General features: G+C 43.6%; 27 protein-coding genes. 3 read left to right on the forward strand and 24 right to left on the reverse strand.

Annotated features, from left to right (window positions below; genetic code table 11):
* Positions 1-625 precede the first annotated feature (625 nt).
* The 22 genes from rplQ to QNM18_RS26430 all read right to left on the reverse strand — a co-directional run bounded on the left by rplQ (position 626) and on the right by QNM18_RS26430 (position 17,909).
* On the reverse strand, positions 626-1,027 hold the full coding sequence (gene rplQ, locus QNM18_RS26325) for a 50S ribosomal protein L17 (protein ID WP_010386932.1): 402 nt from the start codon (positions 1,025-1,027) through the stop codon (positions 626-628).
* 38 nt (positions 1,028-1,065) lie between these two features.
* Complete coding sequence (locus QNM18_RS26330) at positions 1,066-2,052, reverse strand: DNA-directed RNA polymerase subunit alpha (RefSeq protein ID WP_063371527.1); 987 nt, start codon at positions 2,050-2,052, stop codon at positions 1,066-1,068.
* Between the two features lie 24 nt (positions 2,053-2,076).
* Complete coding sequence (rpsD, locus tag QNM18_RS26335) at positions 2,077-2,697, reverse strand: 30S ribosomal protein S4 (RefSeq protein ID WP_039611418.1); 621 nt, start codon at positions 2,695-2,697, stop codon at positions 2,077-2,079.
* A 22-nt stretch (positions 2,698-2,719) separates the two neighbouring features.
* Positions 2,720-3,106, reverse strand: coding sequence for a 30S ribosomal protein S11 (rpsK, locus tag QNM18_RS26340; RefSeq protein WP_010386935.1), 387 nt, complete (start codon positions 3,104-3,106; stop codon positions 2,720-2,722).
* 13 nt (positions 3,107-3,119) lie between these two features.
* Positions 3,120-3,476 (reverse strand): 30S ribosomal protein S13, encoded by a 357-nt coding sequence (gene rpsM, locus QNM18_RS26345; RefSeq protein WP_010378282.1) that lies wholly within the window; start codon positions 3,474-3,476, stop codon positions 3,120-3,122.
* Between the two features lie 129 nt (positions 3,477-3,605).
* Complete coding sequence (rpmJ, locus tag QNM18_RS26350; RefSeq protein WP_002959476.1) at positions 3,606-3,719, reverse strand: 50S ribosomal protein L36; 114 nt, start codon at positions 3,717-3,719, stop codon at positions 3,606-3,608.
* Between the two features lie 21 nt (positions 3,720-3,740).
* On the reverse strand, positions 3,741-5,069 hold the full coding sequence (gene secY, locus QNM18_RS26355; RefSeq protein ID WP_023401262.1) for a preprotein translocase subunit SecY: 1,329 nt from the start codon (positions 5,067-5,069) through the stop codon (positions 3,741-3,743).
* A gap of 11 nt (positions 5,070-5,080) precedes the next feature.
* Complete coding sequence (rplO, locus tag QNM18_RS26360) at positions 5,081-5,515, reverse strand: 50S ribosomal protein L15 (RefSeq protein WP_039611416.1); 435 nt, start codon at positions 5,513-5,515, stop codon at positions 5,081-5,083.
* Positions 5,516-5,519: 4 nt separating this feature from the next.
* Positions 5,520-5,699 carry a 50S ribosomal protein L30 gene (gene rpmD, locus QNM18_RS26365; RefSeq protein ID WP_010378276.1) on the reverse strand — a complete coding sequence of 60 codons (180 nt, stop codon included), beginning with the start codon at positions 5,697-5,699 and terminating at the stop codon, positions 5,520-5,522.
* A gap of 6 nt (positions 5,700-5,705) precedes the next feature.
* On the reverse strand, positions 5,706-6,212 hold the full coding sequence (rpsE, locus tag QNM18_RS26370) for a 30S ribosomal protein S5 (RefSeq protein ID WP_023401264.1): 507 nt from the start codon (positions 6,210-6,212) through the stop codon (positions 5,706-5,708).
* Between the two features lie 9 nt (positions 6,213-6,221).
* On the reverse strand, positions 6,222-6,572 hold the full coding sequence (rplR, locus tag QNM18_RS26375) for a 50S ribosomal protein L18 (RefSeq protein ID WP_063355770.1): 351 nt from the start codon (positions 6,570-6,572) through the stop codon (positions 6,222-6,224).
* A gap of 9 nt (positions 6,573-6,581) precedes the next feature.
* On the reverse strand, positions 6,582-7,112 hold the full coding sequence (gene rplF / locus QNM18_RS26380; protein WP_023401266.1) for a 50S ribosomal protein L6: 531 nt from the start codon (positions 7,110-7,112) through the stop codon (positions 6,582-6,584).
* Between the two features lie 13 nt (positions 7,113-7,125).
* Positions 7,126-7,518 (reverse strand): 30S ribosomal protein S8, encoded by a 393-nt coding sequence (rpsH, locus tag QNM18_RS26385; RefSeq protein WP_063355771.1) that lies wholly within the window; start codon positions 7,516-7,518, stop codon positions 7,126-7,128.
* 20 nt (positions 7,519-7,538) lie between these two features.
* Positions 7,539-7,844, reverse strand: a complete 306-nt coding sequence (rpsN, locus tag QNM18_RS26390; protein ID WP_023401268.1) for a 30S ribosomal protein S14 — start codon at positions 7,842-7,844, stop codon at positions 7,539-7,541.
* Between the two features lie 10 nt (positions 7,845-7,854).
* Entirely contained in the window at positions 7,855-8,394 is a 540-nt protein-coding gene (rplE, locus tag QNM18_RS26395; protein ID WP_010386945.1) for a 50S ribosomal protein L5, read from the reverse strand.
* Positions 8,395-8,409: 15 nt separating this feature from the next.
* Positions 8,410-8,724: a 50S ribosomal protein L24 gene (rplX, locus tag QNM18_RS26400; protein ID WP_023401269.1), complete on the reverse strand. Its 315-nt coding sequence runs from the start codon at positions 8,722-8,724 to the stop codon at positions 8,410-8,412.
* Positions 8,725-8,734: 10 nt separating this feature from the next.
* The gene (gene rplN / locus QNM18_RS26405) at positions 8,735-9,103 is read right to left on the reverse strand and encodes a 50S ribosomal protein L14 (protein ID WP_023401270.1); all 369 of its coding nucleotides are present in this window, start codon (positions 9,101-9,103) and stop codon (positions 8,735-8,737) included.
* Between the two features lie 276 nt (positions 9,104-9,379).
* On the reverse strand, positions 9,380-10,210 hold the full coding sequence (locus QNM18_RS26410) for a polysaccharide deacetylase family protein (RefSeq protein ID WP_211013444.1): 831 nt from the start codon (positions 10,208-10,210) through the stop codon (positions 9,380-9,382).
* Positions 10,211-10,538: 328 nt separating this feature from the next.
* Complete coding sequence (locus QNM18_RS26415) at positions 10,539-11,114, reverse strand: hypothetical protein (protein WP_284138859.1); 576 nt, start codon at positions 11,112-11,114, stop codon at positions 10,539-10,541.
* Between the two features lie 300 nt (positions 11,115-11,414).
* Positions 11,415-14,078 carry a family 20 glycosylhydrolase gene (locus tag QNM18_RS26420; RefSeq protein ID WP_284138860.1) on the reverse strand — a complete coding sequence of 888 codons (2,664 nt, stop codon included), beginning with the start codon at positions 14,076-14,078 and terminating at the stop codon, positions 11,415-11,417.
* Between the two features lie 647 nt (positions 14,079-14,725).
* Entirely contained in the window at positions 14,726-15,493 is a 768-nt protein-coding gene (locus QNM18_RS26425) for an ATP-binding cassette domain-containing protein (RefSeq protein ID WP_284138861.1), read from the reverse strand.
* A gap of 469 nt (positions 15,494-15,962) precedes the next feature.
* Complete coding sequence (locus tag QNM18_RS26430) at positions 15,963-17,909, reverse strand: AsmA family protein (RefSeq protein ID WP_284138862.1); 1,947 nt, start codon at positions 17,907-17,909, stop codon at positions 15,963-15,965.
* 445 nt (positions 17,910-18,354) lie between these two features.
* On the opposite strand from QNM18_RS26430, the gene QNM18_RS26435 reads away from it, so the two are divergent.
* On the forward strand, positions 18,355-19,521 hold the full coding sequence (locus tag QNM18_RS26435; protein ID WP_284138863.1) for a hypothetical protein: 1,167 nt from the start codon (positions 18,355-18,357) through the stop codon (positions 19,519-19,521).
* A 270-nt stretch (positions 19,522-19,791) separates the two neighbouring features.
* Complete coding sequence (locus tag QNM18_RS26440; RefSeq protein WP_284138864.1) at positions 19,792-20,478, forward strand: TorF family putative porin; 687 nt, start codon at positions 19,792-19,794, stop codon at positions 20,476-20,478.
* 49 nt (positions 20,479-20,527) lie between these two features.
* On the opposite strand, the gene purT is transcribed toward QNM18_RS26440, so the two are convergent.
* Together purT and QNM18_RS26450 are read right to left on the reverse strand one after the other, a co-directional pair.
* A complete protein-coding gene (gene purT / locus QNM18_RS26445) occupies positions 20,528-21,715 on the reverse strand; it encodes a formate-dependent phosphoribosylglycinamide formyltransferase (RefSeq protein WP_284138865.1) in 1,188 nt (395 codons plus the stop codon).
* A gap of 102 nt (positions 21,716-21,817) precedes the next feature.
* Positions 21,818-22,483, reverse strand: coding sequence for a fumarylacetoacetate hydrolase family protein (locus QNM18_RS26450; RefSeq protein WP_284138866.1), 666 nt, complete (start codon positions 22,481-22,483; stop codon positions 21,818-21,820).
* 244 nt (positions 22,484-22,727) lie between these two features.
* Between QNM18_RS26450 and QNM18_RS26455 the strand changes: the two genes are divergently transcribed.
* A complete protein-coding gene (locus tag QNM18_RS26455; protein WP_211013435.1) occupies positions 22,728-23,405 on the forward strand; it encodes a nitroreductase family protein in 678 nt (225 codons plus the stop codon).
* Positions 23,406-23,407 lie beyond the last annotated feature (2 nt).

A 23,407-nucleotide genomic window follows, 5' to 3' on the forward strand; every position in this document is an offset into this window, starting at 1 on the left:
CACTCATAAGAAATTGAGACTCTAATTCTTTTGCTCCTGAATCAAGAGCTGTTAGAACTCAATCTGTACGAGTGCCCACACAGATGATTGCTTCATATTTTTAAAGAACAGTGTAACTAACGCTTGGTTAGTTACCGCAGCGTTGCTGCGAAGTGGAGCGCCATATTAACCGCTTCACTTTTAAAGTCAACTAGAAAATTTAATTTTTCTTAATTAAGCTTTCCGTTTAACTTTGACCTTCACTTTGGTTTACGTTTTTGTTTGCGTCCCGCCGTGTCAGTGGGTGCGCATTATAGGGAGATCCAAATTTGGATCAAGCACTTTTTATAAAAAACTTAGAAAAAGTGACACTTCGATTAAAAATCACACCAAAAAGCCTATTTCTGCATATTTTACATACTAAATCAGTAGTTTTTCTTATTTAATTACCTCCACCTTAGGGCTAGGTATATCCTCAGCTACTCAATAGTTGTCTATATTTCGTATTAACTAGAAAGAGAATTAATGAAAGAGCAACTATGTAAAAACAAGCTGTAAGAAAAGTAAGTCCTTTTTAAGTATGCTCAAAAAGCGTAAAAACAAAAAAGCCGAGCTAATGCTCGGCTTTTTTGTGTCTTATAAAGACTTACTCTGCAGACTGCGCGTCTTCTTGAACTTCTTCAGTCGCAACTGGGCGATCTAGTAGTTCAATGTAAGCCATTGGCGCATTGTCACCTGCACGGAAGCCACACTTAAGAATACGAGTGTAACCACCTGGACGATCCGCAAAACGAGGACCGATCTCAGAGAACAATTTACCAACTACTTCTTTATCACGCGTGCGAGCAAACGCTAAACGACGGTTTGCTACGCTGTCAGTCTTAGCCAGTGTGATTAAAGGCTCAATTACACGGCGCAACTCTTTCGCTTTAGGCAAAGTTGTTTTGATGATTTCGTGCTTCACCAAAGAACCAGCCATGTTGCTGAACATCGCTTTGCGATGGCTGCTGTTACGGTTTAATTGACGACCACTCTTACGATGGCGCATGACCCTATCCTTCTAACTAAACTAATATAGTAATCTGATTATTCAGCTAGGCTTGCTGGCGGCCAATTTTCTAGGCGCATGCCTAGAGATAGACCACGAGAAGCTAGCACGTCTTTAATCTCTGTTAGAGATTTCTTACCAAGGTTTGGCGTCTTAAGAAGCTCAACCTCAGTACGCTGTACCAGATCACCGATATATTGAATTTGCTCGGCTTTCAGACAGTTTGCAGAACGTACTGTTAGCTCTAAATCATCAACAGGACGAAGTAGAATCGGATCAAACTCCGGCTTCTCTTCTTTTTCTTCTGGCTCAGAAACATCACGCAAGTCTACAAACGCTTCTAGCTGTTCAGCTAGGATTGTAGATGCACGACGGATCGCTTCTTCAGGATCTAGTGTGCCATTAGTTTCCATATCGATGATTAGTTTATCTAAGTCAGTACGCTGCTCAACACGGGCTGATTCAACCGAGTACGCAATACGCTCAACTGGACTGAATGATGCATCTAGCAACAGACGACCAATTGGGCGCTCATCGTCATCAGAGGATAAACGACTTGACGCCGGAACATAACCACGACCACGCTCAACACGGATACGCATACTGATTTCGCTATTGTCAGCAGTTAGATGACAAATAACGTGCTCAGGATTAGCAATTGTTACATCGCCGTCGTGCTGGATGTCAGCCGCAGTCACAGGGCCTACACCAGACTTAGTCAGGGTAAGGAAAACTTCATCTTTACCTTCTAGAGTAACTGCTAGACCTTTAAGGTTTAACAGGATTTCAATGATGTCTTCTTGTACGCCTTCTTTCGCGCTGTACTCGTGTAATACACCGTCGATCTCTACTTCTGTCACTGCACAACCCGGCATAGACGAAAGAAGAATACGACGTAAAGCATTACCTAAAGTGTGACCAAAGCCACGCTCTAGAGGCTCTAAAACTACTTTAGAACGGGTTGAGTTGATAGCGTCGATATCGACTAATCTTGGTTTTAGGAATTCGGTTACAGAACCCTGCATTTTATCCTCTCTTAACTCTTAACTTTACTTCGAGTAAAGTTCGACGATTAGTTGTTCATTAATGTCCGCAGACAGATCAGAACGCTCAGGTAGGCGCTTGAAAGTACCTTCCATTTTCTTACCGTCAACTTCAATCCAAGTTGGCTTTTCGCGTTGCTCAGCCAACTCTAGAGCAGCGATGATACGCGCTTGCTTTTTAGACTTCTCACGGATTACTACTACATCTTCTGGAGTAATAACGAAAGAAGGAATATTCACAACACGACCATTAACCATAATCGCTTTGTGGCTTACTAGCTGACGTGCTTCAGCACGTGTGCTTGCAAAACCCATGCGATATACAACATTGTCTAGACGTTGCTCTAGAAGCTGTAACAAGTTTTCACCTGTGTTACCTTTAAGGCGAGCAGCTTCTTTGTAGTAGTTGCGGAATTGCTTTTCTAATACACCGTAGATACGACGTACTTTTTGCTTTTCACGTAACTGTAAACCGTAGTCAGATAGACGACCTTTACGTGCGCCGTGCTGACCAGGTGCTGTTTCTAGTTTACACTTAGAGTCAATTGCTCTTACGCCGCTTTTAAGGAACAGGTCAGTACCTTCACGACGACTCAGCTTGAGCTTAGGGCCCAAATATCTTGCCATGTTCTTTCTCCTAACCTATTAATTATACGCGACGTTTCTTCGGTGGACGACAACCATTATGTGGGATTGGCGTCACGTCAGTGATGTTTGTGATACGGAAACCAGCAGCATTCAATGCACGTACAGCAGACTCACGGCCTGGACCTGGACCTTTAATGAATACTTCTAGGTTCTTAAGACCGTACTCTTGTGCAGCAGTACCTGCGCGCTCAGCAGCAACCTGTGCAGCGAACGGAGTAGACTTACGAGAACCACGGAAACCTGAACCACCCGCAGTCGCCCAAGAAAGAGCATTACCTTGACGGTCAGTGATGGTCACAATAGTGTTATTGAAAGAAGCATGAACGTGAGCCATACCATCAACAACTTGCTTTTTGACCTTTTTACGACGAATTGGTGCTTTTGCCATAACTTACCCCACCTTATTTCTTGATAGGCTTGCGTGGACCCTTACGAGTACGCGCGTTAGTCTTAGTACGTTGACCACGAAGTGGTAACGAACGACGGTGACGTAAGCCACGGAAACAACCAAGGTCCATAAGACGTTTGATGTTTAGTGTTACTTCACGACGAAGATCACCTTCAACAGTGTACTTGCCAACTTCTTCACGAAGGATGTCAAGAGTTTCGTCGTTTAACTCGCCGATTTTAGTAGTTTCAGCGATACCTGTCGCAGCTAAGATAGCCTTAGCGCGAGTTTTACCTACACCATAGATGCTTGTTAAACCGATAACAGCATGCTTATGGTCAGGAACGTTAATGCCTGCGATACGGGCCACTAACATATCTCCTATAAATAAACCTGATTATCATCTTGCTGGAAAGCCCGTATAGGATACCCAACCGACATTCAGGTTTTACCAATGAAACAGGCTAAGTAATTTACTTAGCCTGCACGACTAGATTTCTTAGCCTTGCCTTTGCTTGTGCTTAGGCTCACTGCAGATCACACGTACTACACCAGCACGCTTGATAACTTTACAGTTACGGCAAATTTTCTTAACGGAAGCACGTACTTTCATAACTCAACTCCGTAACAGACCCTATCGGCCGTAGCCTTTAAGGTTTGCTTTTTTCAGCACAGAATCATATTGATGAGACATCAAATGAGTCTGTACTTGTGCCATAAAGTCCATGATAACAACAACGATAATCAAAATTGATGTACCGCCGAAGTAGAATGGCGTTTGCCATGCCATGGTCATAAACTCGGGCACCAGACAGATAAAGGTAATGTACATTGCACCTGCCAATGTCAGGCGTGTCATCACTTTATCAATGTATTTAGACGTCTGCTCACCTGGGCGATAACCTGGAATAAATGCGCCAGATTTTTTCAAATTATCTGCTGTCTCACGCGGGTTAAACACCAACGCTGTGTAGAAGAAGCAGAAGAAAATAATCGCTGCGGCTAGTACCATTGCGTACAGAGGCTGACCTGGGGTCAACACAGCTGACACTGCTTGTAGTGCATCAGCAAGTGGACCTTCACCTTGGCCGAACCAGCTTGCAATTGTACCAGGGAACAGAATGATGCTGCTAGCAAATATTGGTGGAATAACCCCTGCCATGTTCACTTTCAATGGTAAATGCGTGCTCTGTGCTGCAAAAACCTGACGGCCTTGCTGGCGTTTAGCATAGTTAACAACGATACGACGTTGACCACGCTCAAAGAACACTACCATATAAGTTACCGCGACAACGATAAACGCAATAAGTGCTAAGATAAAGACATTCAAATCGCCTTGGCGCGCCATTTCTGCTGTCGAACCGATTGCAGACGGCAGGTTAGCTACAATACCAACAAATATCAGTACTGAGATACCGTTACCGATACCACGCTCTGTAATTTGTTCGCCCAGCCACATCAGGAACATAGTACCAGTCACTAAACTCACAACAGCTGTGAAATAGAAACCGAAACCAGGATTCACAACTAAGCCTTGCATCATATTTGGCAGGTTAGTTGCGATACCGATCGACTGTATTGTAGCAAGCACGAGCGTGCCGTAACGCGTGTACTGGCTGATTTTCTTACGACCTTGCTCACCCTCTTTTTTCAGCTCTATCATCGCAGGATGTATATGCGTTAATAGCTGCATGATAATTGAGGCTGAGATATAAGGCATAATACCCAGCGCTAGTACAGATGCACGCTCAAGCGCACCACCACTGAACATGTTAAACATGGCAAAGATGGTGCCCTTTTGTTGCTCGAAGAACTCGGCAAGTACAGCGGCGTCAATCCCAGGGATAGGCACGAACGAACCTAAACGGTAAATAATGATGGCACCCAATACAAATAGTAATCGGCGCTTCAACTCCGCAAGCCCACTTTGTGCGCTTTGCATATCTTGACCTGGTTTAGCCATAGTGTACTTCCTTAGTCTTCTACCTTGCCTCCGGCAGCTTCGATAGCTTCGCGAGCACCTTTAGACACTTTAATGCCTTTAACAGTTACTGCGCGTGAAACTTCGCCAGATTTAACAACTTTAACGAACTGAATGTTCTTCTTAACGATACCAGCTGCTTGTAGTGTGCTTAGCTCTACCACGTCGCCTTCAACCTTCGCGATTTCGAAAAGGTTTACTTCAGCAGATACTAATGATTTGCGTGAAGTGAAGCCAAACTTTGGTAGACGGCGTTGCATAGGCATTTGACCGCCTTCAAAACCAACACGTACTTTACCGCCAGAACGCGACTTTTGACCTTTGTGACCACGACCACCAGTCTTACCTAGACCAGAGCCGATACCACGACCAACACGCTTACCAGCAGTTTTTGAACCTGCAGCAGGAGAAAGTGTATTCAATTGCATCGAATTAGCCCTCAACCTTAACCATGTAAGAAACTTGGTTGATCATACCACGTACTGCTGGCGTATCTTCTAGCTCAACAGTATGGTTGATACGACGTAAACCAAGGCCACGTAATGTAGCTTTATGCTTCGGTAAACGACCGATTGAGCTACGTACTTGTGTTACTTTAACTGTGTTTGCCATGGTTTCTTACCCCAAGATTTCATCTACGCTAAGACCACGTTTCGCAGCGATCTTCTCTGGAGAATTCATGTTCTCTAGAGCAGAAATTGTTGCGCGAACGATGTTGATCGGGTTAGTAGAACCGTATGCTTTTGAAAGTACGTTCTGTACACCAGCAACTTCTAGTACTGCACGCATCGCACCACCGGCGATGATACCTGTACCTTCAGATGCAGGCTGCATGTACACTTTAGAACCCGCGTGGCGACCCTTGATTGGGTGCTGTAGCGTGTGACCGTTAAGGTCAACATTTACCATGTTACGACGCGCTTTTTCCATTGCTTTTTGAATAGCAGCTGGAACTTCACGTGCTTTACCGTAACCAAAACCTACTTTACCTGCGCCATCACCAACTACAGTTAGTGCAGTGAAGCTAAAGATACGACCACCTTTAACCACTTTAGACACACGGTTTACCGCGATTAGCTTTTCAGCCAAATCAGGCTGTTGTTGCTTTGCTTCTACGTTAGCCATTGTCTACTCCTAGAATTGCAGACCGGCTTCACGCGCTGCATCAGCAAGCGCCTTCACACGGCCGTGATATTTAAAGCCACTGCGGTCAAAAGCAAGCTTTTCGATGCCTTTGTCTGCCGCGCGTTCAGCAACTGCTTTACCAACTGCTTGTGCAGCTTCGATGTTGCCAGTGCCTTTAACTGTTTCAGCAATTGCTTTTTCAACAGTAGAAGCAGCAGCCAGTACATTACCCTCAACGTTTACGATTTGAGCGTAGATGTGACGTGGCGTGCGGTGGATAACAAGACGTGTTGTGCCTTGTTCGATAATATTTCTACGAGTGCGCTTAGCACGACGTAGACGAGCTGTTTTCTTATCCATCGTCTTACCTTACTTCTTCTTAGCCTCTTTACGACGCACGTGCTCATCAGCGTAACGTACACCTTTACCTTTATAAGGCTCTGGTTCACGATATGAGCGGATGTTAGCAGCAGTTTGACCAACTAGCTGCTTGTCTGCGCCTTTAACAACGATTTCAGTTTGGCTTGGAGCTTCGATAGTGATACCCGCTGGGATCTCGAAGTTCACAGGGTGTGAGAAGCCAAGAGTTAAGTCTAATACTTTACCCTTAACTGCAGCACGGTAACCAACACCTACTAGTTGTAGTTTCTTTTCAAAACCTTCGTTAACGCCGATGATCATGTTGTTGATCAGAGCGCGTGCAGTACCAGCTTGAGCCCAAGCATTTGCTACTTCACGAGGAGCTGTAGTGATAACGTTGTCGTTAAGAACAACTTCAACTGCGTCGTTAAGAACGCGAGTCAATTCACCGTTTTTACCTTTAACTTTGATTTCCTGGCCGTTAATTGCAACTTCAACACCGGCAGGAACAGCAATAGGAGCCTTCGCAATACGAGACATAGTTCCCCTCCGATTAAGCTACAAAGCCAATGATTTCACCACCAACACCAGCGGTACGCGCAGCGCGGTCTGTCATCAGGCCTTTAGAAGTTGATACGATAGCGATACCTAGACCACCCATTACCTTAGGTAATTCGTCACGTTTCTTATAGATACGTAGACCAGGGCGGCTAACACGCTGGATGCTTTCGATAACAGCTTTGCCTTCGAAGTACTTAAGTTCGATAGTCAATTCTGCTTTTACGTCGCCAGATACTGAATAACCAGTGATGAAACCTTCGTTTTTCAGTACGTCAGCAACAGCTACTTTCAGCTTTGAAGTTGGCATCGTTACTGATACCTTCTTCGCAGACTGACCGTTACGGATGCGTGTAAACAAATCCGCGATTGGATCTTGCAAGCTCATGTCTTACTCCCGTGATTCTATTACCAAGAAGCCTTTTTAAGGCCAGGAATTTCACCGCGCATAGCTGCTTCGCGAACTTTAATACGGCTTAAGCCGAACTTGCGAAGGTAACCATGTGGGCGGCCCGTAATGTTACAACGATTACGTTGACGTGAAGGGCTAGAATCACGCGGTAAAGACTGAAGCTTTAATACCGCGTCCCAACGCTCATCATCAGATGTTTTAACATCGCTGATGATAGCTTTAAGTGCAGCACGCTTTTCTGCGTACTGTGCAACTAATTTAGCACGTTTTACGTCACGCGCTTTCATTGAATTCTTTGCCATAACCCTACCCTTACTTTTTGAATGGGAAGTTGAACGCTTCTAATAACGCACGGCCTTCATCATCTGTTTTCGCAGAAGTAGTGATTGTGATATCCATACCGCGAACGCGGTCTACTTTATCATAATCGATTTCTGGGAAGATGATTTGCTCACGTACGCCCATAGAGTAGTTACCGCGACCGTCAAAAGACTTTGCGCTAACACCGCGGAAGTCACGAATACGTGGCATCGCGATTGAGACTAAACGCTCAAGGAAATCCCACATACGCTCGCCGCGTAGGGTTACTTTACAGCCAATTGGGTAACCTTCACGGATCTTAAAGCCAGCAACTGATTTGCGTGCTTTAGTCACTAGAGGCTTCTGACCAGAGATTGCTTCTAGATCTGCTACTGCATTTTCTAGAATTTTCTTGTCAGCTAGGGCTTCGCCCACACCCATGTTAAGTGTGATCTTTTCGATCTGAGGGACTTGCATGACAGAGCTGTAACCGAACTTTTCAAAAAGTTCTTTTACTACTTTGTCTTTGTACACTTCATGCAGTTTCGCCATCGTCTACTCCAACTATTAAATAGTTTTGCCAGTAGACTTGAAGAAACGGACTTTTTTACCGTCTTCAAATCTAAAACCAACACGATCTGCTTTGCCAGTTTCGGCATTGAAAATCGCTACATTTGATACGTCGACAGACGCTTCTTTCTCAACAATACCGCCAGCTTGCTGTAGTTGTGGTACAGGCTTCTGGTGTTTCTTGATGATATTTACGCCTTCAACAAATACACGACCAGTTTCAGTTACAACTGAAAGCACTTTACCGCGCTTACCTTTGTCTTTACCGGCTAGTACGATTACTTCGTCATCACGACGGATTTTTGCTGCCATGATCGACTCCTTATAGTACTTCTGGTGCTAGTGAAACGATTTTCATGAACTTGTCGTTACGTAGTTCACGCGTCACAGGGCCGAAGATACGAGTACCAATTGGCTGATGACTATCATTTAAGATAACAGCCGCATTGCTATCGAAACGGATTAAAGAGCCGTCTGGACGACGAACGCCTTTCTTAGTACGCACTACTACTGCGTTTTTAACATCACCTTTCTTCACTTTGCCGCGAGGAATAGCTTCTTTAACAGAAACTTTAATGATGTCACCAACACGCGCGTAGCGACGGTGCGAACCACCAAGGACTTTAATACACTGCACTTTGCGAGCGCCGCTGTTATCAGCAACGTCCAGCTGAGTTTGCATTTGGATCATTGTCTATGCTCCGGTGTAGTTAACATTTACCTAGATTTTGTATAAAACCTAAGCATTTAGATTAAATTCCACTCAAAAAACGAAGCTTTCGTCTTTCAAGGGCGGGGAATTGTAACAGCAAAGTTCAGGCAAAGATAGTTCAATTTTTAATTAATTTATCAATTTGCTCTGTCTGCCTTCACCACCCATATACATATGAGGGCGGTGAAATGGAAAACAAGTCTAATGTGTAAAATTTAAACCTTTGTTACAGTTTAAAAAATAACCGAAAAAAGTTTATCTATGCTTTTCAATGTACGTTGCCACTTCGTCTACTGTTGCAAGCCAATAGCCATTTTTTGGGTCCTTCAAATACACAATTAGTGCGTTTAGAGCCTCCTTGTCTACCGTATACAGACCTTTTTCACCGACGTCATGGCCTGCCAAAATGATCCACTTATTTTCTTCTTTCAAGAGGTCGAGCATTTCTTTAATTTCACTAAAACTCATGCCATCCATGCGATTGCCAGCAAGCTGCGCAAAGTCGGTGTACGTGGGGTTATTACCTGTCTCGTCTAGCCAAGTTCTGCCTGTTTTAAATAATTCAGCAACTAAAGGCACATAACTTTGAACCTCTACCCCTCTGCCAACAAAGGTATTGCCACAAGGGTAAGCAAACGATCTCGGCGTGACCTCCAGCTGCTGCTTCATAAATTGGGTTGTCGACTCTATGTCTCGCTTTAGCCAAGCCAAGTCTACTTGCTCTAACCCTAAGTTATCTTTCCTAAGCCATTCAAAGTTGCCAGTGCAGAGGTGAGAGCTTGTATGATTGCCTAATTCATGACCATTCTTTACAGCTGCTTTCCAACCCGCCAACCGTTCCTTCGCAAATTGCGGGTTGATATAAAAAGTACCTTTGACACCATGCTTATCGAGTATGGGCAAGCCAACATCCACCTGGCTACTTCGGGCATCATCGAAGCTCAATGAAATTGCATATCGGGCACCATTTGGATAGCTAAAGCCTATTGCCTCAGACGCAGCCTCTCCTACCGTTGCAAAGCTACTATGGGATAAAGTTAATAAGGTGACTGCCACTAGTTTACTAAATGTGTTCAATGAGCCCATACCATCTCCATTTTTTTGTTTAAAGTCGCTCACCATGCAGTGTGTGTATTACATCTATTGTCCGCCATGATGAAACAGTGAAGGTATTCTGATTTTCTATTTATAAAACACAAGCCACTGATTTAATTGCTTTTATAGATTTAAAAACAAATAACATTAGTACTATATAGAAAACCGATACTCTGCTTTGTACGTGTATTCCACTTCTTGAGGTCCTACCAAACCTGTACCTATAGAAATACAAACACACTTACATATATCTCTGTGAGGTAGCGCTTACTGTGAGGCTCCCGGCTTGAACCAGTAGCAATGAGGCTATCTCACCAAGTCAGCTGTCTGTTTTGAGTATTTGCTTTCTGCTTGATACTTGAAAGCCAAACTTTTTATCACTTGCTTGGTGTTTAGCTAAAAAGAACTCTTTTGTGCAACACAACCCCTCATCCTGCGAGCAATAATAGTCTTCAGCCTTATCAAGAGATAGTACAGCAGCATCCAATAGCTTCTCTCGTAAATAGGTAATCTGGGAGAGTATCCATGCTTTCGATACCCAAGTTTTCAGCACTGGCCAAATAACCACGTAATCACAATTAACTGCCAATGCAAGCTGCTCTGAAGTACGTTCTGCTAAGCTGAGTGTCAATCTGGTTGGCAACAGGCGTACATCAAATGTGGTCTTTTGATATGCTTCGATGTACAACTCAGGAGAATGACATACCACTAACTCAACAGGTTTAAGTAACTGCATTTCCAATAGCCTTAAAGTACCGTGCAGCTCTGTCATATTTTTTATCGCACACACACACGTTACTTCGGTGATGCCCGCGCACCTTGCAATGCTTTTTTCTAACCTACCGGATCGATAGGTAAAATGATCATCTTGAGGGTATAGTGCATCCAACTTCATCTCAAAAACACCTTAGTTAAGTGCGTGTTGCAATTACGTGGACTAAAAACCAAATCAACAAACGCGATAACAGTGTTCTGTCGATAATAAAGTTCAGGTGAGGCGGATAATCCTAGCAATGGGTCAAATTGCCTTCTGTTGGATAAATCAAATCTAGTTTGATTTATCCAACAAGCATTCACAAAGAGCGTTTTAACGCCTAAAACTTGGCTGTATTTCATGTTTGGCTACCCAGACAAACTTCTACGGCTATTGCATAAAGCGATGAGGTAACAGAGTAGTTGTTACCTCTCAGTTATTTTATAGGCGCGCTTTCCCAGTCAAATCGGCCACTTCTATTCTACCTGGCCGTCGTCTGTCAGGGGACAGCGCTCTCAATTTCACTACAGTACCCGAAGTTAATTGCAATGGTTCAAGGTACTCTTGCCACTTACCGTCATTCAAACGATATTGAATGGGTAATCCAGGAATAATCGTTGAGGCATGTAGCCGACCATTGATCACTTTGCTGACAACATTTGGGATACGATAAAATACGCCTAGCCGGTCAAATTTCTCCAACTCTTTATGTCCGACAGCATGAATGAAATCTTGCCACTGTTGCTCTCGTTGCTCTCGCATTTGCGCAGTTAGGAAACTGGTCGTGTGATCATACTTCTCACCTGCATAATTGTATGGCACTTCCCACTTGGCTCGGTGCCATGCTTTTTCTGCCAATGCCAATAAGCGGGGAAACAACATATACTCCGCCAGATGATCTTTGCGGATAACTTCTGACCAAAGATGACCTTGAATACCCGCTACTCTAAAGCCTTCAGGGAGAGGCTGATGCGTAAACTTGCCATGCTTGTCAACTTGTGTACGATCATCCGCGACGTAGTGCCTGCCAATGGTGTCTTTTTTAACTTCCGCATTGGCTGGTAGATTATCTGGCATAAACTCAAAAATTGTTTGGCTATTAGTTCTTCTTGCTCCCCATTTGTAACCGCTTTCTTTTGGATCTAATTCGTATGGAAAATCCAAATAGGTCACATCAGGTGTTGCCAGTATAATGTCCCAACCACGCCTGGCATGAGCGCTCACGACTTTGTGGGCATTTTGTGGAAGTGTCGCCCAGACATATGAGGCGACCTTATGTGGCATTTTGTCTTGTCTTGTTTCCGATAGACCATCATTCCACCCTGCCACTTCAATGCCTTTTTCAGCAATCATTGCTGCAACACGCTCAATAAAGTAACCAGTAAGTTCTTCTACATCATGTACATCGTTAGATTTGTCCGCAATAAACCGTTTACAGGCTGGAGATTCAACCCATGCACCGGCCGTTTCATCTGCGCCAATATGATAGATATTGAGTGGAGATCCTGCCTTTTTGTGCTGAGCCGCAACTTCCGTAATCACCTTATCAACAAACGCATAAGTCGACTCCATACACACATTTAACGTGTTGTCATTATAATGTTGTATTGAGCGATACTCTGTGGCGTCCTGTGGATCACTAACTAAATACTGACGAGCAGCATCATGTTCACCTTCTTTCGTCAGTGTATAAAAACGTTTTTCCATTGCCTTTACCGCTGCGCGCGAATGGCCAGGCATATCCAAAGAGGGGATGATTTCGATGTGGTGTTGCTTGGCAAAATTCAAAATCTCTTGGTAATCAGCTACAGAATAGTAGCCATCTCTTCCTGTATTAATGGCCGAACCTAACTGTGGCTGTAAACAGTGTTTATCATCTAAATCAACGCATCTATGTGATGATAGCGCTGTCAACTCAGGTAGATCAGGAATTTCTATGCGCCAACCTTCATCATCAGCCAAATGAAAGTGTAATTTGTTGAGCTTGTATGCAGACATTTTACTGAGCAGCCTCAAAACAAACTCTTTTGACCGGAAATTACGCGCAACATCCAAGTGCAAACCACGATAATCATATCGGGGTTTATCCTCTACCTTGACAGCTGCGACTTGCATTGTATCCAGCGACAAAAGGCTTGCAACTGACTGTAATCCATAAAATGCGCCCGCACTGTCCTGTGCATTAATCTGTATTTTACCTTTTCGGGTACTCAGCTGGTAAGCACCAGCATGACCCTGTGGTTTTCCACTTACGGTGATGTTAACAGCAATGCCATTGTGAGTTTGTTTTACACCTAACGAATCTAACCGCTGTAAAGCCGCTGCAATATCGCCATACTCTAACCCGGTTAAATGTAACTTAATCCCTTTGCTCAGACTCAGCGGTGTATCTCTTTTAAACACTTCCATCGCTTCTGGGGTAGGAACAATAGCGTGCTGTACAGAATCGAGCGTATACCCCTCAATATCATACTTATCAAACAGAGCGGCTGAGGTATACTTTGCATAATGATCATCAGGGTGAGATTGCATAACACTGCTCTTTGCGCTAACAGCTGCATAGGGCTTTATCTCTAAACCCGTATCTGGCTCAATGTACGACTGCGTACTCTTGATGACTTTTGGCGCCAGCCCTTGAGCAGTTAGAATATAATTTGGCATCAACTCACCTTCATTCAATAGTGAGCTGGCAACCCAAAATTCAATCACTTGACTTTTACCTGCTTTAAACCCAGTAAAGTCACTACTGGGTGCAATGTGATTAAGGTCTCCATTAAAGTGGCTTAAGGTCAGTTGCTTACTTCTGCTTTGAGTCGCTGGATAAACTTGGCTATACAGAATTTTCCAGCCATCCACATTCGCTGTAAAGGGACTCGTTATTTCAATTTGTGCGTGGTAGCAAAATTCTGCATTTGACCCGGGGCATTGCTCCGGCATATTACTCAGTAGACGGTATTTCACATCTAGCGTGTCGGCAAGTTGGTTAAGCTGTTGTTGATTAATGTTCTCTAGGCCAGTGTTAGCCGACACGGGACTAACCATTACCATTGTTGGTAGCAGCACAGCCAAAATGCGATCCATTAATGCTCTTTTATTTAAATGCATATATCCGATCCTGCTTTTTCATTTTTTATTTAAACATCTAATTGGTTAAAAATTAGCTAAAACAACTCAATCTAGAGCTTTTATGGACCTGTTTCAATTTCGAAACATTCATAGTGCACGGAATAATTTAGTAAATAACAACAGCAAATAAATGATTGCCACTATGGCCGTTGTATGGCCAGTCTGAGTAAAGATTAGGTGGATATATTAAGGAGCACTGGCGGTGCGATGCTATTAGCATACAAGGCAATGCATGTTAGTGCCTATATTACTACACTCGTTTCAGGTCAAAGATTTCAGTTTCCGAGCAAAAAATACGTCTGAAGAAATGATTGCCGCAGCACTTTTAAAACATTAAATTCTTCCAACAAATATCACAGGGGGATCGAGTAAATTGCTAAGATGTAAATCGTTTTAAAAGACACAGATTTATTGATGACATTTTAGAAATTCTCGACATGATATCTTAAAGCGCAGGTTCAAAGCTTGTGGTAGCTAAAAGCCACGCCAGTCGCGTCGTGGAGACTAAAGCCTAAAGTTTTATCAATGGCACAATATCGTATATTGCAGACGGTTTCGTGTTCAGACCATGGCTGCCAACATGACTTTTATTCATTTTTCGTACCTTTATAAGGTAAATATTTAGTTCAAGCGACTTCAAAGACATGTTCTAATACCTGCTTTGCCAGCTCAATACCATTGTCACATATCAAACGCCCATCTTTAATCACCAGTACCCTTTCGCACAATGTCGAGACATCATCTACCGTGTCACTTGATACTAATACTGTTAATTTATCTTCTTTTGCTAACTGCTTTAGACAACGCATGACTTCACGCTGAGATAAATAATCGAGCCCCATGGTGAGTTCATCCAAACATAATAGCTCTGGACCATGCAATAACGCAGCGATTAATTCCATTTTCAAGCGCTCAGTCCCAGACAGACGACGCACCTGAATATCAAGCAAGTGTGAAACCCGCAAAAACTCAGTCAAATAGGACAATCTTTGTCGATATATAGGTAATGGGATCTCATAAATACACTGGCATAAATTGAAATTATCGATAGCAGGTAAATCGGGCCAAAGTTGATAACTTTGACCGGTTAAAAAAGAACAGCGCTTTTTGAAAGATGCGGTTTGTGCACAGGGCGTATTACCGAATATTTTTATATGCCCTTGTGTTGGATGTACGATACCTGAAAGCATCTTCATCGTTGTGGTTTTCCCAGCACCATTCTCTCCAACAACAGCGACTATCTGTCCACGCTCAATGTCAAACGAGATGTCCTTTATCGCTTCTTTGTATTCAATTTCTCGACGGAATAACTGTCTCAGAGAGGCAGAAAGACCCTGTGGCTTTTTATAGTACTGGTAGGTTTTACTGACACAGTCAACCTGTATGACTTTCATAACACCGCCTTCAATAATATGGCCGCTGAGGTATTCAGTGCATATTTTCGATTGCATGGTAAACCAATTAAATCTAACAATTCGGGGTCAGTAAGCATGGTCTTCAAATTTATCTGAGCTGAGAATATGAGTAATAGAATTAAACGACTAGCGTGTATTTTTCAATCAAAAATATCACATGTAAGTAACACTATTTACAATTACTGGATGAGAAAAAGATTTATATACCAAATACTAGACACTTAAAAACAGGCTACCATTCAACATATGCAAAATAGGAAATAATAAATTTATACTAAAGGATGGTTTACATTATGAAACATAGAGGTTTGAGGAGTGAAGTAACTGAAGTATACAGCGACCAAGTCTTCACAGCATACAATTAACCGACTCTTCAAGTCTCAAACCCACAATGCAGGGGGACAGATGCATATTGTGGTCCTATCAAACAATATGCACCTTAGACTGTTTAACCTCCAAACAAGCCTTTGAACTTATCTTTCAGTTTGTCTTTAATGGTATCTTTTGCCTTGTCTTTGGCTGCACTGCTAAAGTCTAGGCTGGTCTCGACCTTGTGGAATGGACCTTTAATTCTCGCCGGAATTTTAAAACCTGTGCTTTTATCGCGACTGCTTTGCCCTTCTATGGTATCAACAATCCCAGTTACTAAACGGTAGTCCACAAAAGTTTTTGGTAGATCGACCACACCCGACCCAGTTATGCGGATAAGAGGACTTGCCAGTAGCAGATCCCTGTTTGTACCAACCCCATTTTTGAACGTAAAACTGCCCGTTAAAGCCGAGAAGTCCGTTTTTTGTTGCGGATCAAAATCTGCGTTGATCCCTTCTGATAAACCAGAAAAATTACCTTTAAGCATTTCTTGGCCTTTGCGTACCATCTCCGCTAGATTGGCCCCTTTTACACCTCCATCCTTAAACTCAAAAGCCAATTTCCCAGCTAACTGTGAGATAAATTGCTTTTGACTAACACCACGCGTACTTAATTGCCAATTGAGACTTCCCTTACCCAGTACTTTATCAAAACCAATCGCATCGGTTAGCAATGGCTCAGCGTTAATCCCATTGAGTGCAAAGTCTGTATCGACTTGATAAGGGATCGCAGTGGCATTTACCTCCACTTTACCTTTTCCTGTGCCATCATAAGCATTGAAGCTATCCAGTGATAATACCGCTTGACCCTTATCCAATTTCACCGACAATTGATTTTTCCCAAGTGTAATCTGGCGTGCTTGAAGGCCCATAGACCGTACGACAATATCCGCATCCAACATGTTCAGCGCCGACAAGTCTATCTTAGTGTCATCCCACACAATCGGTGTTGCGGCAACCTCTTCTTCTGGCTTTGTAGGCTGTGTTGAGTTCACAGGTTCAGGTAGATAAGGATTTAAATTCAACATTCCTAAATCCACATTGGCCGCAACAGACAAACGCTCACCAAGGTTGACTTGCGCATTACCTTTGATAGCCAATTCATCTAATTTTGCGCTAAAGCTTTCCAAGCTAAATACATTATTGGAAAATGTCATCGCGCCGGTAACTTCAAACTCATTAAACGCATTGTCTTTGGCTTCCAATACAACATTTTGCCATTGCGTCAATGATTTCACTGAGCTACCCGAAACAGCCAATTCACCCTCAAAGACACTCCCCTGTTTTAAAACGCCACCGTTGAAATCTACATTCACTAATTCGTTGCGCAACTGTTTAGTAAATTTAAAGTCTTCACTTTGAATAGCTTTAGCGGGATTATCAACATTGAGCGCTAAATCAAAGCGCTGTTTTTGGAATGTTACTTGACCCTTGATCGAAAGCGGTTGATATAGAGAAGGGAGCATGACACTCAAGGCTAAATCAGTGAGCATTTCATTGGTACCCGCTTGAGCGTCGGCATACGTGATAGTACCGCCATAAATTGCGACTTCGCCTAAAGCAATATCGAATCCACTTGGCAGTGCAACTGGACCTGATTGAGTCTCAGTCGCTTCAGGCGTTTGAGATTGTGCCACCGGATCAAATAGCTGCCAATTTGGACGGCCCTGTGCATCGACCTCTAACAATATCTGCGGGTTTTGAATAACAAAGCGCTCAAGTTGAAACTCACCTGACAGTAAAGAAAACCAAGGAACATGAACTGCAAGCTGGTCCATTTTAAGCATATGTGGCGCACTTCCCGAAGGCATGTTGTCAAACGCCACTTGGTTTAGCGTAATGTTGAGCTCAGGTAAAATAGATAACTCACTGTCGCCAGAGATGGTTAACTTCCGCCCCGTTGTTTTTTCAACTTGCGACGTGATCTGAGATACTATCGTTTCTGTCGGAATTAACATGGGCGCCAATATGATCAACGTTATCGTCAATACTATGAGACCCACTAAACCTTTTAAAATCGCCTTCATCGATCATCCTTACACAGAAATAATTTTCTATTCACTATCATAGCGAGGCTGATAAAAAACCACAAAAGAAGCGTACAAGCGAATAGTAAAAAAAATAGCAAAAAAGTTTTATAAAACGGCTCTAAATTCTCTTTCCGTACATTAAGAAATTTTATAACCAATTGCTTTTATTAATTAAAATAAAAGTAGCTCTCGCCAACTGATTAACTACTTACGCCCAATTTACAATTCACAAATCGCTTTAAATAACCCAACAAACATCAAGCAGAAGTGAGCAAAACAGATCTCATAAAAAAGGCAGAATAAGGCTCGCTGAAAAAAAGACCACAAACCGCGTTGCAACTGCGCTAGAACCCGGTATGATCCTCGCCCTTGCCAGTTTATCGATACATTCGCTAAACTGAGTAGTCTAGATTTTAACCTAACCTTGGAGTATCCGCGCAGCATGAAAAAGTTGCTCATTTCACCGTCAAATATGGCTTTGGGCGAACAAGAAAGTCAGATTTACCAAAACATCTTAAAACAATCTACTGAGATCAGCTTAAATCTGATGGCGGTTAAAGTAGAAAATCACCCAGAGGACTTTCTGGGCTGGTGTTATGAGTTACTCGATGTGGCTAAAAACCGCATTAATTTTGACCTGCTGGACGACCACCAGCTTCCGACTGTAAAAAAACTCCAAGATATGCTGATCTCAGCAATCAGCTTCCTGCAAGTCAAAACGTTGCGGATCGCTCCTTGGCCAATGATTAGTGACTTCATAGCCCAACGCAGTGATGTATTGGTGCTTGAAGAGCAGTTAAAGCTCATGGAATACATCGCAACACTACGTGACAACAAGTTGCAAGACATGATAATTGAAGATCGTTTGGCCTTTGCTGGTAAACACACAGCAAAACACGATACCAGTGTGTATCAGTTTGATGTTGAATGGTTTGCATCGACAAAAAGCGCGAAAGGCTTTCATCAACAATTGGCCGATTTGCCTGGTGCTTTTGACGAAGCCCTCGCTCATATTCCGTTAGAGGGTCCAGTCACACTTGAGAACTATCAAGGGTTTACTATCGCATTTCTGAGTGCTTTTAATGGCAGTGATGAAAAACCAACTCTTGCCCCTGCAACACGCCTGCTCGCCATGCGCCGCCCTGATGTATTCACACCGATCACCAATAATCGCCTCGATGCACTGTGTCAAGCTTTGGGCGTCACCCGCTTAAACAACCGTGATTTCGAGCGTTATTGGCAAGATATCGTGCAAGCAATCGCTAAAATGCCTTGGTTTGCGATGGCCTGTGGAACCTCTGAACTTGAGTCGAAACTTGCAGAAGTGAAAGCACTACTGCCAATCTTCTTCTATTATGCTGATGAAGACACAAAAACGTCTTCTAACTACTATAAATTACTGCACAAACCAAAGCGCACTACAACTTCATCTGGTACCAAATCAGTGCGTCGCAGCAAAGAGTCTGCTGCAACATTAGTTGACAGAGCACTCAGTGATGAGTCTATGCCGGAGCACATACGCTCTAAACGAGACTCCATCATCGCCGAGGTAGAAAAAGGCAGAAGCGTAGATGAAACTATCCAGCTAATGCGTACCATATTTGGCTAATTCTGAGGACATAGCCTGCATAATAACAGTGCAGGCTATGCTATTGCGCACCAAGGATGTGCACACAGCATAACCTTTCCCACCAACAGCGCTATCGGCACTTTGGTTTATCACCATTAATTTCAACTACCTAATCAATATTCATTCTGTCCTATTTAGGTTGGCGCGGAGCTTGCGATGCTTGGGTTGCCATTGAACACAGGGTTAAACAATTCTCTCAATGGTACTCGTATTAAAAAATGATTTATTCTGTGCCATATAGGAACCATTATGACAAACAAAGCTTCTTTCTTATTGGGTACGTGCTTAGTATTACTTTCTAGCAATGCCCTAGCTGCCAGTGGCCATACTGTTTCAGCCAATGCTGCTGCCAGCTCAAATTATTTTTGGCGTGGGATCACGCAATCTGATGATGGCGCGGCTGTATCTGGTGGCCTCGATTACAGCAATGACTCTGGATTTTACCTTGGAACGTGGGCATCTAATGTAGACTTTGGTGAGACTTCTAGCACCAGTTACGAACTAGATTTTTATTTGGGGTTTAGCGGAGAGATCAAAGCGCTAAGTTATGATGTCGGCTACATTCACTATGCTTACCCAGATGCTGCAGGTGATATCGACTTTGGTGAAGTTTATACTTCTCTAGGCTGGCGCAATCTCAGTTTTAAAGCCAGTTATTTGACCCATGCCCAATCAGGTAGCAGCACAGAAGAAGATATGCTCTATCTTGAACTCAATGCCACATTTCCGGTATTCAAAAGCGCTGAGCTTGGATTGCATATCGGAAACTCACGGGGAGATACGGTCATGGAGTGGACAGGAGAAGATGACAGCTATATGGATTATGGGGTCAACCTAAGTAAAGATGGTTACACATTTGGCCTAGTCAAAACCGATCTCGACGCCGACGACGATCTTAAAGTTTATGTCAGTTACGCTGTCGACTTCGATTTGTAATTTGATTTTTGCTGCAACTCAAAGGGCCTAACGGCCCTATTTCTATGATTTACAAAGAATACTCCACCGCAGCGCTGACTCTTTTTGCTTTTTCAACGGCCTGCTCAATGTGGGTATCCCGTGCTAACGCAACACCCATACGCCTAATTCCTTGAACATCCGGCTTACCAAAGAGTCGTAAGTCAGTGTTTGGCTCAGCCAGCGCTTGGCTTAAATTGCCAAACTGCAATTGTTTGGACTCACCTTCTACTAAAATAACACTGGATGCAGACGGGCCGTGAAAGTGAATATTCGGGATAGGAAGCCCCAAGACTGCGCGTGCATGCAGGGCAAACTCACTCAAATCCTGTGATATTAACGTGACCATGCCGGTATCATGGGGCCGTGGCGAGACCTCGCTGAAATACACTTCATCACCTTTGATAAAGAGTTCAACACCAAATAAGCCCCGACCACCAAGCGCTTCTGTGATTTTGCACGCAATTTCTTTGCTGCGCGCAAGCGCAACTTCGCTCATTGCCTGGGGTTGCCAACTTTGCTGATAATCGCCATCCGCTTGTACATGTCCTATTGGCGCACAATAGCTAGTACCCTGAATATGGCGGATCGTCAACAGTGTGATTTCATAGTCAAAATCAACAAAACCTTCAACAATAACACGTCCTTGACCAGCTCTGCCGCCTTGCTGCGCATATGTCCATGCCGCGTCAATATCGGCATCAGTTTTCACCACGCTCTGCCCTTTCCCAGAAGAACTCATGATCGGCTTCACCACACATGGCATACCAATCTGATGAATTGCAGCTGTAAAATCAGCTAAATTATCGACAAACTGATATGGGGAGGTCGCCAAGCCAAGCTCTTCGGCTGCAAGTCGACGGATCCCTTCACGGTTCATGGTCAATTGCGTTGCTTTTGCTGTGGGTACCACTGTAAACCCTTCACCTTCGAGTTCAACTAAAGTCCCCGTTGCAATAGCTTCTATTTCAGGCACTATGTAGTCAGGCTTCTCTGCACGGATGATTGCTGCCAACTTATCGCCATCTAGCATCGACAAGGTGTAACTCCTATCCGCGACTTGCATCGCTGGCGCATTGTCATAACGATCTAAGACGATGACTTCGGCACCGAGCCGCTTAAACTCAATCACCGTTTCTTTGCCAAGCTCACCGCCACCGCAAAACAATACCTTACACGCAGTAGCGCTAAAAGGGGTTCCTAATGACTTAGTTTTCATACATTTTCCTGATATCCGTAAATTCACCTCAATAGCCTAAGCTCATGCTGCGTATCGAGTCCAGTAAATTATCTTCCATGCTTTAAAAACGGCCAAATGATGTTAACTACGTTTTTGCACCTGACTACACACCCGCTCGCCGTCGCCTAATTGCAGCGCCAGTGTATCTGTAATATTGAGCTCCCCAACACCTTGCGGTGTGCCTGTCATAACGATATCTCCTGGCAGTAGAGTAAAGTAGCGACAGATCTCTTGTAACAGAAGGGGCAACTTAAAAATCATGTTGTCAGTCTCGCCTAATTGTTTCAGTTGGTCGTTTTGCCAAAATTGAAATTGCCATGGCAATTTCAACTCATCTTCAGTGACTGGCAAAAATGGCGTTAAACTGGCACTGCCATCAAATGCTTTTGCGCGCTCCCACGGGTGGCCCTGTCGTTTTAACTGCGACTGCAGATCTCGTAATGTTAAATCTAAACCCAACCCGATACCTGCGATATGTGCAAGCGGATCTTTACTATTGGCATCTAGTGTCTTACCAACCAATAAGACGAGTTCAGCTTCATAATGGTGCCTACCTAGCTGCTCATTTATCGTAATCGCTGGAGCAAAATCGCAAAAAGCACTGGCTGGCTTGATAAACAATAGAGGTGATTCTGGTACAGGATTATTGAGCTCTTTTGCATGCGCAACATAGTTACGTCCAATACATACAGCTTTTCCAACTGGAAGTTGCACGGTCTCTCCTGAAACCCATTTGTGTTGATACATGGCTTTTATCCTTCACTATCAGATACATCACGCATAATTGTACCTAAGCATAGGAGTAAATCAGAGTTTGCAGTTATTATAGCCAATATACACACTCGTTATTATGCTCATCTCACCTAACAGATAGTAAACATATTTTGCCACTGTTATGGAAACTTTATGTTAACCATAGTGCGCAACAAGTTGAAACCTTTATAATCACAAGTTATAAAAAACCCACAGCAAGTAACTAGGAACCACAATCATGAAAGCCCATGACAATATCCCATTGACTGATTTTGTTGAGTACCCTCCACAAGAAATGCAACAAAGAGCGGACGACAACTTCGAGTTAATGCAGCGCAGACATACCATTCGTAGCTTTAGTGACCGCCCAGTGCCAAAAGAAATCATTGAAACCTGTATCAAAACAGCCGGACTTGCTCCCAGCGGGGCCAACCACCAACCGTGGCACTTTGTGGCAATTCACAGCAGTGATGTGAAAAAGCAAATCCGAGAAGCCGCAGAGCAACTAGAGCGCTCATTCTATGAAGGCCGCGCTGGCGATGAGTGGTTAGACGCGCTGAAGCCACTTGGTACCGACGCGCAAAAACCCTATTTAGAACATGCCCCTTGGCTTATTGCGATTTTCACGCAAAAAAAAGGCGGGATCCACGCTGATGACAAAAACACCAATTATTATGTACATGAATCAGTTGGGATCGCCACAGGCTTTTTGATCCAAGCTTTGCACAATGCAGGCCTTGCCACATTGACACATACGCCAAAACCAATGAGCTTTTTAACGGAAATTTGTCGACGTGACAAAGACAACGAGCGCCCGTACATGCTACTGATAGCCGGCTACCCTGCCGAGGATGCTACAGTACCTGAGCATGCCCTGGTTAAAAAGTCACTGGATGAGATCGCTTCATTTATCTAGTA

The organism is Pseudoalteromonas obscura, from assembly GCF_030135505.1.
GTDB lineage: Bacteria > Pseudomonadota > Gammaproteobacteria > Enterobacterales > Alteromonadaceae > Pseudoalteromonas > Pseudoalteromonas obscura.